The organism is Magnetospirillum aberrantis SpK (genome assembly GCF_011022235.1).
Lineage (GTDB): Bacteria > Pseudomonadota > Alphaproteobacteria > Rhodospirillales > Magnetospirillaceae > Magnetospirillum > Magnetospirillum aberrantis.
Genome location: NZ_JAAIYP010000030.1, coordinates 20,161 through 33,743, shown reverse-complemented (window position 1 = coordinate 33,743; position 13,583 = coordinate 20,161). Strand labels below are relative to the sequence as shown.

Annotated in this window: 11 protein-coding genes and 1 pseudogene; 5 read left to right on the top strand and 7 right to left on the bottom strand. The window is 66.1% G+C overall.

What is annotated here, in order from left to right:
- From G4223_RS05155 to G4223_RS05140, 4 genes and pseudogenes are all read left to right on the top strand, one after another.
- Positions 1 to 213: pseudogene (locus G4223_RS05155) on the top strand (hypothetical protein); the annotation flags it as partial.
- A 10-nt stretch (positions 214 to 223) separates the two neighbouring features.
- On the top strand, positions 224 to 1,603 hold the full coding sequence (locus G4223_RS05150; protein ID WP_163675974.1) for a hypothetical protein: 1,380 nt from the start codon (positions 224 to 226) through the stop codon (positions 1,601 to 1,603).
- A gap of 49 nt (positions 1,604 to 1,652) precedes the next feature.
- Positions 1,653 to 1,844: a hypothetical protein gene (locus G4223_RS05145; RefSeq protein ID WP_163675971.1), complete on the top strand. Its 192-nt coding sequence runs from the start codon at positions 1,653 to 1,655 to the stop codon at positions 1,842 to 1,844.
- A gap of 76 nt (positions 1,845 to 1,920) precedes the next feature.
- On the top strand, positions 1,921 to 4,947 hold the full coding sequence (locus G4223_RS05140) for an AsmA family protein (RefSeq protein WP_163675968.1): 3,027 nt from the start codon (positions 1,921 to 1,923) through the stop codon (positions 4,945 to 4,947).
- Between the two features lie 28 nt (positions 4,948 to 4,975).
- Here G4223_RS05140 and G4223_RS05135 read toward each other — a convergent pair whose 3' ends face one another.
- The 5 genes from G4223_RS05135 to G4223_RS05115 form a co-directional block, all read right to left on the bottom strand.
- On the bottom strand, positions 4,976 to 5,674 hold the full coding sequence (locus G4223_RS05135) for a cytidylate kinase-like family protein (RefSeq protein ID WP_163675966.1): 699 nt from the start codon (positions 5,672 to 5,674) through the stop codon (positions 4,976 to 4,978).
- 170 nt (positions 5,675 to 5,844) lie between these two features.
- Positions 5,845 to 7,368, bottom strand: a complete 1,524-nt coding sequence (locus G4223_RS05130; protein ID WP_241003962.1) for a bifunctional metallophosphatase/5'-nucleotidase — start codon at positions 7,366 to 7,368, stop codon at positions 5,845 to 5,847.
- Between the two features lie 120 nt (positions 7,369 to 7,488).
- A complete protein-coding gene (locus G4223_RS05125) occupies positions 7,489 to 7,932 on the bottom strand; it encodes a c-type cytochrome (RefSeq protein ID WP_163675963.1) in 444 nt (147 codons plus the stop codon).
- A gap of 105 nt (positions 7,933 to 8,037) precedes the next feature.
- On the bottom strand, positions 8,038 to 9,753 hold the full coding sequence (locus G4223_RS05120) for a sensor histidine kinase (protein WP_338086815.1): 1,716 nt from the start codon (positions 9,751 to 9,753) through the stop codon (positions 8,038 to 8,040).
- Positions 9,754 to 9,856: 103 nt separating this feature from the next.
- Positions 9,857 to 11,743 carry an ABC-F family ATP-binding cassette domain-containing protein gene (locus tag G4223_RS05115; protein WP_163675960.1) on the bottom strand — a complete coding sequence of 629 codons (1,887 nt, stop codon included), beginning with the start codon at positions 11,741 to 11,743 and terminating at the stop codon, positions 9,857 to 9,859.
- A gap of 220 nt (positions 11,744 to 11,963) precedes the next feature.
- Here G4223_RS05115 and ndk point away from each other — a divergent pair, with 220 nt between their 5' ends.
- Positions 11,964 to 12,386 (top strand): nucleoside-diphosphate kinase, encoded by a 423-nt coding sequence (ndk, locus tag G4223_RS05110; RefSeq protein WP_163675956.1) that lies wholly within the window; start codon positions 11,964 to 11,966, stop codon positions 12,384 to 12,386.
- An 89-nt stretch (positions 12,387 to 12,475) separates the two neighbouring features.
- Here ndk and G4223_RS05105 read toward each other — a convergent pair whose 3' ends face one another.
- Positions 12,476 to 12,655 carry a hypothetical protein gene (locus tag G4223_RS05105; protein WP_163675954.1) on the bottom strand — a complete coding sequence of 60 codons (180 nt, stop codon included), beginning with the start codon at positions 12,653 to 12,655 and terminating at the stop codon, positions 12,476 to 12,478.
- A 92-nt stretch (positions 12,656 to 12,747) separates the two neighbouring features.
- Positions 12,748 to 13,473 (bottom strand): helix-turn-helix transcriptional regulator, encoded by a 726-nt coding sequence (locus G4223_RS05100; RefSeq protein WP_163675951.1) that lies wholly within the window; start codon positions 13,471 to 13,473, stop codon positions 12,748 to 12,750.
- Positions 13,474 to 13,583 lie beyond the last annotated feature (110 nt).

The window sequence follows — 13,583 nt, the reverse complement described above, 5'->3', positions numbered from 1 at the left end:
GACGACGCCCTGTTGGCGGCGCTGGCGGCGTTCAACGCCGCCGCCGGCAAAACCCGGTTGGGAAGCTATGTCTGGGGCGTGCGCCGGCGCAAGGTGATCGTCGGCGCGGTCCAGGCGGGCTTCGCCATGGTCAACGGCCCCGCCCTGATGAAGAACATCGCCAAGCCGGCCCGCCAGTTGCCAGCCCCGAAATCGCGTTTCCTCCAGACTTAGGAACCTTGTCATGAGGGCGGTTGTCGCATCGCTGGCCCTGGTGGCGGTGATGATGTTCTCCATCGTCCGCGCGGTATTGGCGTGGCCGCCGGCCGGACCGGCGGCGGCGGGCGCCCTGGCGCTTTATCTCGTGCTCGAAGGATGGTCGGCCAAACGCGGCGGGCGCCGTGTCATGGCCATGGGGCTGACGGCGGCGGCGGCGGCGCTGTTCTTCCATCCCGCGCCATGGCCGATTTTGTTGAACGCCGGCATCCAGGCCGCCGCCCTGATCGGGCTGTTCACCGCCCTCGGCTTCCTACGCGAAGCCGCCGAAAGCTCTCCCCTGATCCAGCAATGCGGCTCCCTGATGGTGCGCCAGCCGCCGGGCCGACGATATCTGGCCCTGGCGCTGGGTAGCCATTTGATCGGGCTGGTGCTCAATTTCGGCGTGCTGCCCTTGATCGGCACCATGGTCGTCCGCGGCAACACCACCGAAGCGGCCGGCGGCAACCCACGCGTGGTCGCCATCCGCCAGCAACGGATGATGACCGCCATCATCCGCGGCTTCGCCATCATGACCGTATGGTCGCCGCTGTCGGTGTCGTTCACGGTGATGCAAAGCGCCCTGCCCGGCCTCGACTGGTGGCCGCTTTTGGGCGTGCAGGTCATACTGGCGGCGGCCTTGATGACCTTGGGCTGGTTCATGGACCGCCGTGCCTTTCCCCGCGCGCCCCAGACCGAGGGTACGGACGCCAGCATCCTCCCCGTTCTCCGCCTGTCCGCCCTGGTCGGCGCGGTGGTGGTGGCGTCGGTGGTGGTGGCAGAAATCCTGGGTGTTCGACTGGTGGTCGGCGCCATGCTGGTGGTGCCGCCGTCGGCGGTGGTGTGGCTGGTGGCCCAGCACCGGTCGCCGCTTCCCGCCCTGGTCCATCTGGGCCGACGGCTGAGCGTGTCCATGCCCGGTTTCCGCGAGGAGGTCACCATGCTGGGCGGCGCCATGTTCCTGGGGTCGGTGCTGGTGGCCTTCATCCCACCGGGCGAAACCGCGCGTCTGGTACAGATGATCCCGCTGCCGGCGGTGGCGGTGCTGGTACTGGCGGCGTTCTCGGTGATGGCGCTGTCGCAGATCGGCGTGTCGCAGATCGTCACCGTCACCATCCTGGGCGGCGCGCTCGGCACGCTGTCCAGCCATGGGTTGCCGCCTTTGGCGGTGGCCAGCGGATTGATGGGAGCGTGGGCGCTGTCGGCCTGTTCCACCCCGGTCGGTGCGGTGGTGTTGTCCATCGCCCGGCTTGCCAATGTCTCCATGCGCACGGTGGCACGCGACTGGAACGGCCGCTTCGTTCTGGCGGGGGCGCTGGCATTGGCGCTGTGGCTGGTGGGCCTGTGCGCGGCAATGGACGCTTTCTAAGCTTTCGTATATTCTACAACACCGTTACAACCTGGATGGAGGTGGGGTTATGGGGGCCCCGAAGTCCAAGAAGTCGGTGCACGGCCGCGTTTCCAGCACGCTGGAGCGTCTGGAACAGCTTGTGGGGGAGCATGGTCTGGCCGACATCGAACATGAATCATCGCCGGAAACCGTCGAAGACAGCGTGCGCAATCTGAAGAAGCGCGTTCCCGCCAAGACCAAGCCTTCGTCGCGAGGCTAGCCTTTTTATTCGCCCAAGGGTTTGCCGCGATCCGCGCGGGCCGCTACACTCCGGGCTGTTTCGGAGGTGTCGATCCATGCGCAATGCCGCCCTTGTCTCGGGCTCTGCCCTTGGTCTGGTGATCGCGGCGGCGGCCGTCCTGCCCCCCCTGATCGATTGGAGCGCCTATGGCGGCCCGTTGTCGGCCCGCCTTGGCGCCGCATTGGGCCGTCCGGTGACCATCGGCGGCCCGCTGGCGGTGCGTCTGTTGCCCACCCCAAGCCTGAGCGCGGGCAACGTCGCCATCGGCAACCCACCCGGCATGGATGGAGAGTTGCTGCGCGCCGAAAAGCTGCGCCTGCGGCTGGATTTCGGGGCGTTGCTGGGCGGTGCGATCAAGCTGAGCGCGATCGAACTGGACCGACCCGAGCTGATGTTGAGCCAGGACGGCAATGGTTTCGGTGGTTGGCCCCTCGGCAAAAGCGCCGACAGCGCCGCCGCCTCGCCCGAACCATCCTCGCCCGCGACCACCGTCACGGCGGCGGCGTCTTCCACCGCACACTCGGCAGACGACCTGGAGGTCGAGCGCGTGCTGGTCCGTGACGGCACTCTGCGCCTGGGCGACGAGGCCTTGCTGTCCGACCTGTCCCTCGACCTTGGCCTGGGCGGACGCCATGGGCCGTTCCAGATTGACGGCTCGGCCCGGTGGGGCGACACGCCGTTGACCATCGCGGGCGCCATGGACCGCCTGTCGGCCGACCGTCCCGCCGTGACCACCCTGCGCCTGGGGTTTGCCGATGGCGAAGGCACACTCGACGGCGAGGTGACAGAAGGTTCCTTTCACGGCCGTCTGGCCCTGCATGGCATGAAGGGCGTGACCGCCGCCGGCGACATGACCTTGTCTTCGACCGAGGTTCAGGCCGGCCCCCTGGCGTTGAAGGTTGGCGACGACCACGGCACCGCCGCGTTGGCACTGGCGCTGGACGGCTCGCCCCAGGTGGATTTCCGCCTGGAAATGGACAGTCTGGACCTGGACGCTTGGCAGAAGGGGCAAACGGAACCCCCTGCGGTGACGGTGACCGCCGCTGCGGACACGCCGTCCCAGCCCCCCCAGGCACCGGCGACCGCCGCCGAAGCGGAGCGACCGTTCCGGCTGTCCCTGCCCCGCTCACTGTTCGCCGCCGCCACGCTGTCGGTGGACCGCCTGCGCTGGCACGGCCGGGACATTCGTCAAACCCGCCTGGAGGCGGTGCTGGACGGCGGCGAGATACTGGTGCGTCAGGCACGGACCCTGTTGCCCGGCGATGCCGAGGCGGCCCTGGAAGGAACCTTCGCCACCCCGGCCGGCTTGCCGCAATTCGATGGCGGACTGACCCTGTCGGGCACCGATTCCGCCTCCTTGCTGGCGTGGCTGGGGGTGGAAGGCACCGAACCGCGCCGATTCGCGCTGCGCGCACCGCTGACCATGGCCTGGCCCGAAATCAGAACCACCGATTTGGTCCTGAACAGCGACCGGACAGCAGCCCGCGCCAGCGCCGCCTTGCGCCTGGGTGACCATCCGGCGGTAGCGGCGGCCGTCGCCCTGCCTGGGCTCGAGGCCAGCTTGCGCGGCGGACTGGAAACCGGCGGACGGATCACCGGCGCCAGTTTCGGATTGGAGGCTCCCCAGGGATTGCGTCCCCTGGGCGCCCTGGGCGTCACCATTCCACCGGCCTTGGAACGGCTGGGTCCGCTGAGCGTCAAAGGCAACGCCGACGGCCCCCTGGACGCCCTGGCGGTCGAAACCTATGCCGAAGGCGGCGGGCTCCACCTGTCGGCCAAGGGGAACCTGAACCTGCTGGTTCCCGCTCCGCACGCCACCCTGGCACTCAGCGCACGGGCCGCCAGCCTGGGTCATGTGCTTGGCCTGATGGGGGGAGGACGGGAACCAACCGGGGCTTTCGCGCTGGATGCCCGGCTGGACGGCGACACCCATGCCTTCGACCTTTCGGGCCTCAGCCTGCGTGCCGGCCCCACCACCTTTACCGGCCAGAGCCGGGTGGAGTTGGGCGGCGCGCGGCCGCTGGTGGTGGCGGATCTGAATGCCGACACCCTGGCCCTCGACCTGCTCGGCACCTCCGACCGATCCGGCCAGCTGTTGCCGGGCGGGCCGCTGATGCCGCCCATCGTGGCGCCGCACCCTCTATCGGCGCAACCGGCTGCGGCACGGCCCCAGAACGGACAGGTCGGTTTCGGCGCTTCGCCGTTCAGCCGTGATCCGCTGGACCTTGCCGCCCTGAATGCCCTGGACAGCCGGCTGTCGCTCAAGGCCGGCCACGTCACCGCCGGGGACTGGCGCCTTGACGACGCCACCTTGCGTGCCACCCTGAACGACGGCACGGTGACCGTGGACAGCCTGAGCGGTTCCCTGTTGGGGGGACGGCTGGAGGCCCAAGCCGTCTTGGCGGCCGGGTCGGTCCCCCGCCTGCGCGCCCAGGTAAGCGTCGCCGGAACGGAACTGGGCGCGGCCCGTCTGCGCGCCGCCGGCCTGACCATTCGACAGGGCCGACTGGACGCCGACATGCGCTTCGTCACCAGTGGACACAGCCCATACGAGATGGCAGCGCATCTGGACGGCGACGGCCGGCTGTCGGTGAAGAACGGCGTGTTGGACGGCTTCGACCTGCCGGAGGTCAACCGCCAGATGGGGAATTTGCGCAATATCGGCAACGTGCTGGTCATGGTGCAATCGGGCCTGGCCGGTGGACAGACGCCGTTTTCCGCCCTGACCGGCAGCTTTCAAGCCAAGGGCGGGACGGTCGTCAGCCGCGACCTCAAGCTGGCGGCCGAAGGCGGCGGCGCCGACGCCGAGACCACGGTCAACCTGGGCCAATGGTCAACCGACAGTCGCGTGGGCTTCCATCTTTCCCGCGCCCCCCAGGTACCGGTTACCATCCGCCTTGAAGGGCCGATGGAAAACCCACGCAAGGTGATCGACCTCAACGCCTTGCAGCGCCATCTGGTCGCCAACGGCCTGGGCCGGGCCTTGGCCCCTCAGGAATCGGCCACCGAAGGACAGCCTCGGGAAAAGAACACCGGCAAGAACATCCTGAAGAACCTGTTGCGTGGCCTGAGCGGGCAATAATCTCGCCCAGGCCGACGCGACAAGATTCTCAGGATCGGTTCAGCGTCAACACGCGGCCGGCATGGATGGCGGTCGCGAGCCCCACCAGCATCTCGACCACGTCTTCGAAATCAGCCATGCGGTCGGTGTTGATGGTGACGTCGAACTGGTTGGCCTCGGACAGGCGCGAGTGGAAGGTCTCCCACACGAACTTGCCGCGACGGTGGTTGACGTCATGGGCCTGTTTCAGCTGTTCCTCGAAACTGCCGTGACCGCCATCGGCCATGCGCCGGGCACAAACTTCGGCGGTGCCGGCGATGCGGACACGAAGGGCACAGCCTTCGGACAGGATCACATGGGCGCCGCGGCCGACGATAACGCCGCCCAGCCGGCCCAGGCTCATCACCACCTTGATCAAGGTGTCGCGATAGGTGTCATGGTTGATGTCCTTGCCCGACAACAACCGATAAAGCCACATGTCCTTGGCACGACCCATGCCCTCGTCCAGCATCTGGACAACGGCCGGATCGTCGTTCAGACGTTGGGCGATCTCTTTCAGCAATTGCTCGTCATACAAAGGCACACCCAGGCGCTGCGACAGCCGGGTGGCGATAATGTCCCCGCCCGATCCGTAGTCACGGGACAAGGTGATGACCGGCTGGCGCGGCTTGTGCAGCGAACCGTCGACCGGTGGTGCGGTCGCCACTTCGGCCATTGCGGCAATGACAGCCATGATATTGGTGGTCATGATGAGCCTCCCGCTCTGTCACAGGAATCATCATACGCCCACTGAGGCCATGCGAAAAGGCGCGGCACCCGGAACCGAGCCACGCGAGAAACGCATTTCAACCAAAGAGGCGGACCACACCCCGCCGGAGTGGAGCCGGCATTGCCGACGATGCGCCGAGAAAACCGATTTTAGTTCCCTGCGGCCCCCGCCCGCCGCTCGACACGGATGCGACCGTCGGGAACGACACCCAGCCGCCCAAGACGTTCCACCCGCTCCATCACAACCGTAACCAGCAACGGCGCCGCCTCGCGGTTCCGCAACACCTTGGCGCCAGCCAACATGGCATAGCCATCGCCGCCCTGCGCCAGATAGTCGGACACGGCAAGACGATAGCGCGCGGCCAGATCCAGCGGCTTGCCGCCGACACTTGCCGCGCCGACACGTTGGCCGGCCGGCGCGTCGGGATCATAGGTAAAGCGTATCCCCGACACCTGGGGGAATCGCCCCGCCCCGGCCGACACCTTGGACACACCGTATTCCAGGGCGGCCAACAACTGACGGCCGTCCACCTCGACCATCATCACCACGTTGCCGAACGGCATCTCGCGTAACAAATCGCCGCGCGTCAGGGCCGAACCGGCCGGATACAGGCGGTTGCCACGCAGACCACCACCGTTGACCAGTGCCACATCGGCCCCCATGGCCTCGCGTGCGGCGTCGGCCACCAGATCGCCCAAGCTGGATTCGGCGCCCCGCACCACCGTTTGCCGGCTGTCCAATGGCTTGTCCAAAATCGCCAGCGGCCGGGCCAGGGAACCGTCCAGATCGGCGGCGTAGCGATTGACAAGGACAGCGACGTCCGGGTCCTGGGGGGCATTGCGGCTGGCGAGCATGCGCCAACCGGCCACCCGCGCCGACGATGCCTTGCCGCCACGGCCGGGACGTTCGAGAACCATGTCCACCGCCGCCAGATAGACACCGTCATGACCGGCCTTGGCTACCACGGTGCCGCCCTCTTCCACCGTGACGGCAAGGTGGTCGTGACCACCAAGAATCAGATCGATTCCTTTGACCTTGCGGGCCAAGGCCAAGTCCCGTTCCAAATCCTGATGGGTCAGGGCCACCACCAGTTCAGCCCCCTGGTTGCGCAATTCCGCCACCATGGCCCGCGCCGTCTCCTCTTCGGGCAGGAAGCGCACGTCGCCGGCACCGGCCGCCAAAACACCGGTTTCCGAAGTCAGGATGCCGAACAGGCCGATCCTGACGCCGTTGCGTTCCACCAGCACCCAGGGTCTGGACACGCCAAAGGCCTTGCCATCCGCCTCGCTCACGTTGGCGGCCAACCAGGGAAAGGAGCTTTCCATCATCCGCCGGCGCAACACCTGGGCGCCGAAATCGAACTCGTGGTTGCCCAGAACCGCCGCCTCCGGCGCCATGCGGTTCAGCAACTCCACCATGTGCGCGCCCTGGGTCACGCTGGAGGCCACCGACGGCGACAACAGGTCGCCGCCGAACGTCAGCACCGCGCCGGGATGGGCGGCGCGCTCGCGCGCCACCAGCCCCGCCACCCCCGCCATGCCGCCGCTATCGTCGCCGGGCATGAAATCGTAGATGTCGTTGAAGTGCAGGAAGGTGACAGGCACTTCCTCGGCCCGTGCCGTGCCGGCAAGTGCCAGCACCAGCACGCATACGGCGAACATGCGGTTCCACATCGTCCCACTCCCCCTTGGCTGGACGGAAAGGATTATCGGCACGGGCAGCTTACCGGGAAAGGCACAAAAAAAGCGCGGACGACCTTGGCCGCCCGCGCCTTTTCGGTGATCGTGAACAGATCAGTCCTTGCGGAAGTCCTGGTGGCAGGCCTTGCAGGCGCCGCCCAGGGCCTTGAAGGCGTCGATGGACTTGGCCTGGTCGCCCGACTTGGTGGCCTCGGCCAGCGCCATGGCGGCGCCGAACGCCTTCTTGCCGGCTTCCTGGAACTTGGCCGGCTCGCTCCAGATGGCCGGATCGGCCTTGGTCTCGCCCTTGTCCGAACCGGCCGGATAGGCGTTGCCCATGTGCTTGAAGGCATCGACGATGGCGTCGGCGTTCCAGGCCAGATTCTCGGAACCGCCCTTGAGCAGCAGACCGGCCTTGAGATCCTGCATGTGGCCGGCAATGATCTTGTAGATGGCCTGACGATGCACGATGGCGGGATTGGTCTCGTCGGCATGGGCGGTCACGGCGGCGGTGGAGAACGCCACGGCGGCGGCAGCCAGGAGGGCCAGCTTCTTCATATCGATACCCCTTGGGTCGGTTAGGTTGGAAGGCACCATGCCCGGTTTCACGCTTCGCTGAAACCACGGAATGATAAAATCAGTGTTTCCTAATGGAAACAACATCTATGCGGTCTTGATCAATACGGAAAAACACGAACCCTTGCCGGATTGCGACCGCAGTTTCAGCCCGTGCCCCAGCAAATGCGCGGTCCGGCGGACCACGCCCAGCCCCAGGCCCAGACCGCGCTGGGCACCGCTGCCCTTGTCGCCCAGCCGGGTGAAATCCTCGAACACCACGTCGCGTTTGTCATCGGGAATGCCGACACCGCTGTCAACCACGCACACCTCCACATGGTCACCCCGCCGCCGGCACCCCAACAGGACCCCCCCGGTTTGGGTATAGCGAATGGCGTTGACCATCAGATTGCGCAACAGACGCTCCAACAGCACCGGATCGCTGGTGACGCGAATGCCGGTGGGCACCACCCTGAGCGCCAACCCCTTGGCCGAGGCCTCGGGTTCCATCTGGTCATAAAGACTGGCCAGCATGGGCATCAGCGGGAACGTGGTCACCTGGGGCTGAATCTTGCCGGCTTCGAGTGTCGACAGGTCCAACAAGGTGGACAACAGCGATTGGGTGGCGTCGACGCTTTGCCGCAGCTTGTCCACCACCACCAGATGGGGACTGTCGTCAAGCCGGGCCGCCAGCACCTCGACGAACATGCCCGCCGCCTGAAGCGGCTGGCGCAAATCGTGGCTGGCCGAGGCCAGGAAGCGGCTCTTGCTTTCGTTGGCGCGACGCGCTTCCTCGGCCTGGGCGCGGGCTTCCTCGGTACGGCTGCGAACCTCTTCCTCGAGTCCTTGGATCAACGCCTCTTCACGCGACAGGCTGGCGAAGGTGAACCGCACCAGCGCCCAGGTCAGAGCCATCAACGCCACGGCCACGGCCGCCACCACCATGGCATTGCGACGCCACGACGCCAGCGCGTCATCGACAGCCACCGCTGCCGCCACCACCAGCCCGAACTCGGACACCAGCCGATAGGCGACCATCCGCGGCACCCCGTCCAACGGACTTTCGGCCGTCACCAGCCCGACCGGTTCCCCCTTGCTCAGGGCTTTCATCAGCGGGCCACCCGCCACCGAGGCGCCGACCCAGCGCGCGGGGTCCGGCTGACGCAATACGACCCGGCCATCCAGATCGATGATGGTGATGCTGGCCTGTTCGCCCAATGGAAGCGTGCGGTGGAAGTTGGTGAAGGTGTCGGAATCGAAACCGGCCGCCGCAACCCCCATGAAGGTTCCTTCCACGTCCTCGATTCGGCGGCTGACGTGGAACGCCTGTTTGTCCCGGCTCTTGGTCTGAACCAACGGACCGATGACCAGGTCGCGGCGCGCCTGTTTGTGGGCGATGAAGTAGAGACGGTCGGAAATGTTGCTGCGTGCTGCCGGAAATTGAATGGTGCCCAGGCGGATGATGCCGTCGGGATCGGCAATCCATAATGTGCCCGGCTCGGGCAATCCCTGGTCCAGGGCCAGCAATTCCCGCCAAGCGTGTTCGTCATGGGAAAGCTGGTCCAAGGAACGGCTGCGGCCCAGTTGAGCGACGCGGCCGACGATGAAATCGGTGGCCCTGAGGGTGCGGACGATATGTTCTTCGAGCAGGCGGGCGGCGTCGGCGGCGCGGGTCCGGGCGTCGTCCAAAGCCGCCTGGTAGGATTGAGCCAACAGCAGGGCGGTCAACCCCAGCGCCAACGCGACCGCGAACCCCACCAACAGGCGCAGCATCTGGCGCAGGCGAAGCGGATGGCGATGGGTCGAGGTCATGCCTGGGGCCACGGGGCAGCTCTCTCAGGTGGTTTCCGAAGTCCCCTGCCACCGTAACGGGTTATGCGATTTTGGCAAGACCGAACGCCCTCAGGTTCCGGCCATTCGCCCAAAATCAGCCCTGGACGGCGGCCTGGGCCTGTTCCAGTTCCTCGTGCGCGGCCAGCCATTGGGCCTCGGCCTCGGCAATGCTTTTGTCCAGTTCGCCACGCTCGCGCTGCAATCGGGTGACCTTGTCGGCCGGCCCCTGATACAAGGCGGGGTCGGCCAACTTTTCCTCGGTCGCCGAACGCTTGGCCAACAGTTTTTCCAACAGCTTTTCCGCCTCGAACGCCTTCTTGCGCAGGGGCGCCAGTTGGTTGCGAATTTCCGCGGCGGCGCGCCGCTCGTCCTTGCGCGACGGACCGTCCGACTTGGCCTCGCCACCGCGCCGGGCTTCGCGCGCCCGTTCCAGAAGCAGCTTGCGATAGGCGGCAAGATCGCCGTCGAACGACGTCACCTGACCATCAGCCACCAGCAACAGCCGATCGGCAACCAGTTCGATCAGATGCGGGTCGTGGCTGACCAGCACCACCGCGCCGTCATAGGCGTTGAGCGCGGCCACCAAAGCCTCGCGCGAATCGATGTCCAGATGGTTGGTCGGTTCGTCCAGGATCATCAGATGGGGCGCGTCACGGCTCATCAACGCGAACAAAAGCCGCGCCTTCTCACCGCCCGACAGATTGGCCACACGCACGTCGGCGCGGTCCTGTTCAAAGCCGAACCGCCCCAATTGCGCACGCACCTTGGCCTCGGCCGCGTCCTTCATCAATTCGGCCATGTGGTCGAAGGGCGTGCGGTCGAGACGCAGTTCCTCGGTCTGATGCTGGGCGAAATAGCCGACCTTCAGCTTGTTCGAGCGCCGCATCTCGCCGCCCAGAAGCTCAAGCCGCCCGGCCAGAATCTTGGACAAGGTCGATTTGCCGTTGCCGTTGGCACCCAACAACGCGATGCGGTCGTCCATGTCGATCCGCAGGTTGAGCTTGCGCAGCACCACATGCTCGCCATAGCCGGCAACGCCGCCATCGATGGCGACGATGGGCGGGCTCAAGGGCTCTGGATCGGGGAAGTCGAAGGTGTAGCTGCGCTCCTCGACCACCGCCACCACCGGCTCCATGCGTTCCAGCATCTTGATACGGCTTTGCGCCTGGGCGGCCTTGGTGGCCTTGGCACGGAAGCGGTCGATGAAGGACTGGATCTTGCGCCGCTGTTCCAACTGCTTGGCCTGGGCCTTGGCCGCCAATTCCATCTTTTCCCGGCGCACTCGGACGAAATCGTCGTAATTGCCGCCGTACTGGACCAGCTTGCAGCCTTCGAGATGGATGATGCGCGAGCACACCTCGTTCAGCAATTCGCGGTCGTGGCTGATGACGATCAACGTGCCGGGATAGGTGGCGAGGAAGCTTTGCAGCCACAACGTCGCCTCGAGGTCCAGGTGGTTGGTCGGCTCGTCCAGCAACAACAGGTCGGGACGGGCGAACAGCGCCGAAGCCAGCGCCACGCGCATGCGCCAACCGCCCGAGAACGACGACACCGGCCGCGCCTGGGCCTCGGCGTCGAAGCCCAGGCCAGCCAGGATGGCGGCGGCACGGGCCGGTGCCGAATGGGCGTCGATGGCCCCCAGCCGTTCATGGATTTCGGCGATGCGATGGCCGTCGGCACAGGTTTCCGCCTCGGACAGCAACGCGGTGCGTTCCAGGTCGGCGGCCAACACGCAATCGACCAGACTGGTTTCGCCCTCGGGCGCCTCTTGGGCGACACGGCCGACGCTGGCCCGTGGACGCAAGGCGATGTCGCCGCCATCGGCGTGCATCTCGTCCAGGATCAGCTTGAAAAGCGTGGACTTGCCGGCGCCATTGCGTCCGACCAGGCCGACACGGGCCCCCGCCGCCACGTGCACCGTGGCGTCGTCGAACAACAAGCGGCCGGCAATGCGGAAGACAAGGTTGTTGATATGCAGCATGACGGGGTCCGAATAGCACGGACCGCAGGCTTTCGCCATCCCTTCGCGCCACTGGCGGCGCCTGTGCGCCATGGCTGTTGCCCTTGCCGGACGAAGACTGTATAACGCGCCAACCCCGGACCGCCGGCCGGACCGGGGCATTTTGCGCGCGCCCGCCTTCGGGAACCGATGGGAAGGAAGGGTGACGGCGCGCTAACCGCCGCAAAGGAATTCGACTAAAATGGCTCTTGAACGCACCCTGTCGATCATCAAGCCGGATGCCACCCGCCGCAACCTCACCGGCAAGATCAACGCCCGCTTCGAAGAGGCTGGCCTGCGCATCGTCGCCCAGAAGCGCGTCCGCCTGACCAAGGAACAGGCCGAGGGCTTCTATGCCGTCCATCGCGAGCGTTCGTTCTTCGGCGAACTGGTCGCCTTCATGATCTCCGGCCCGGTGGTCGTGCAGGTGCTGGAAGGCGAAGGCGCCGTCGCCAAGAACCGCGAGATCATGGGTGCCACCAACCCGGCCAACGCCGCCGCCGGCACCATCCGCGCCGATTTCGCCGAATCCATCGAAGCCAATTCGGTGCACGGTTCGGACTCGCTGGAAAACGCCGCTATCGAGGTTGCCTACTTCTTCTCGCAGTGCGAGATCGCCGGCTAAGCCTCGCGGTTCTTCCGCAAGGAACAACGCCCCCGAAGGGAAACCCTCGGGGGCGTTTTCTTTGTGTTCGGCTCGAAGAGAGGAAAACCCTAGCGCCGCAATTCGGCGGAGGCGGAATCGCTGGCCGCCTCGCGCGCGACGGCGATCATGTGCGCCAGAAGGTCCAGGCCCAACGCATCGGCTTCATGGGCCAGGGCATCCAGGCATTGTTCGATGCCCCGCAACCGGTCCTCGCGACGTTCGACCCGTGGAAAGGCGATCACCGTCATGTCCCCTCCTCTATCCCCTCCCTCCCCAGGGTGTGGATGGGCGTATTGTTACAAGGTGCCAACAGCTTGGCACCTGACATTTTTTACAGGGATCAGGGACGGATCAGCCCCAAGGTCACGGCCACCACCACCGCCTGGGCCCGACTGCTGGCCCCCAGCTTGGTGCGGGCGTTTTCGATATGGTAGACCACCGTGCGTTCCGCCAGATTGAGAATTTGGGCGATTTCCCAGCCGGTCTTGCCTTTGGCGGTCCACAATAAGACCTCACGCTCGCGCGGGGTCAGGCGCGGCAGCGGCTCCGCGCTGCCGGCCCCCAGGGCGCGGTCGCACGCCAAATGGAAATGCATGGCCAACAAATGCACGGCGTGCCGACGGGCCGCCGCCGATGGCCGGAACATATCCGGGTCGTCGATAGCCACCGAGATGATGGACAATCCGGCAGCGGAATGAACCGGCACGGTGAAGCCGTCGCGAATGGAAAATTCGGCGGCTTCGGCGAAAACCAGCTGACTTTTGGCACCATATTCCGGGCGTGCCAGCGCGTCGCTCCAACGGAAGGGAACGGGGGAACGCGCCGCCTCGAGCGGCACCGCGTCCACCGCCATATAGTTCTGCGCCAGATAACGCTCGGCCCAGGCGGCCGGATAATTGGTTTCGACGTGAAAGGGATCGCTGGGATGGGTGGTGTTCAGATAGGCGTAACGGCTGACTCCGAAGGCAGCGGCATGGCGCAGGAAAGCCGCTTGGCGCTGCTCCTGGTCGTGAACGCCTGACAATTCCTGGGTCAGGGCGTCGACGGGGTCGTACAACGCATCCATGCCACTCTCCAAATGCCCCTACACATACTTGCGTTATGCAGCTATTGTGTGTGGTGCCCCCTCTTCCACTTTCAACCGCGGGAAACACCGCGTGCTGTCGGGAAGATTGT

Excerpts from the sequence above, each read along its gene's own strand:
- G4223_RS05150 (WP_163675974.1), top strand. The coding sequence starts at position 224 with ATGAGGGCGGTTGTCGCATCGCTGGCCCTGGTGGCGGTGATGATGTTC.
- G4223_RS05145 (WP_163675971.1), top strand. The coding sequence starts at position 1,653 with ATGGGGGCCCCGAAGTCCAAGAAGTCGGTGCACGGCCGCGTTTCCAGC.
- G4223_RS05140 (WP_163675968.1), top strand. The coding sequence starts at position 1,921 with ATGCGCAATGCCGCCCTTGTCTCGGGCTCTGCCCTTGGTCTGGTGATC.
- G4223_RS05135 (WP_163675966.1), bottom strand. The coding sequence starts at position 5,674 with ATGACCACCAATATCATGGCTGTCATTGCCGCAATGGCCGAAGTGGCG.
- G4223_RS05130 (WP_241003962.1), bottom strand. The coding sequence starts at position 7,368 with ATGTGGAACCGCATGTTCGCCGTATGCGTGCTGGTGCTGGCACTTGCC.
- G4223_RS05125 (WP_163675963.1), bottom strand. The coding sequence starts at position 7,932 with ATGAAGAAGCTGGCCCTCCTGGCTGCCGCCGCCGTGGCGTTCTCCACC.
- G4223_RS05115 (WP_163675960.1), bottom strand. The coding sequence starts at position 11,743 with ATGCTGCATATCAACAACCTTGTCTTCCGCATTGCCGGCCGCTTGTTG.
- ndk (WP_163675956.1), top strand. The coding sequence starts at position 11,964 with ATGGCTCTTGAACGCACCCTGTCGATCATCAAGCCGGATGCCACCCGC.
- G4223_RS05105 (WP_163675954.1), bottom strand. The coding sequence starts at position 12,655 with ATGACGGTGATCGCCTTTCCACGGGTCGAACGTCGCGAGGACCGGTTG.
- G4223_RS05100 (WP_163675951.1), bottom strand. The coding sequence starts at position 13,473 with ATGGATGCGTTGTACGACCCCGTCGACGCCCTGACCCAGGAATTGTCA.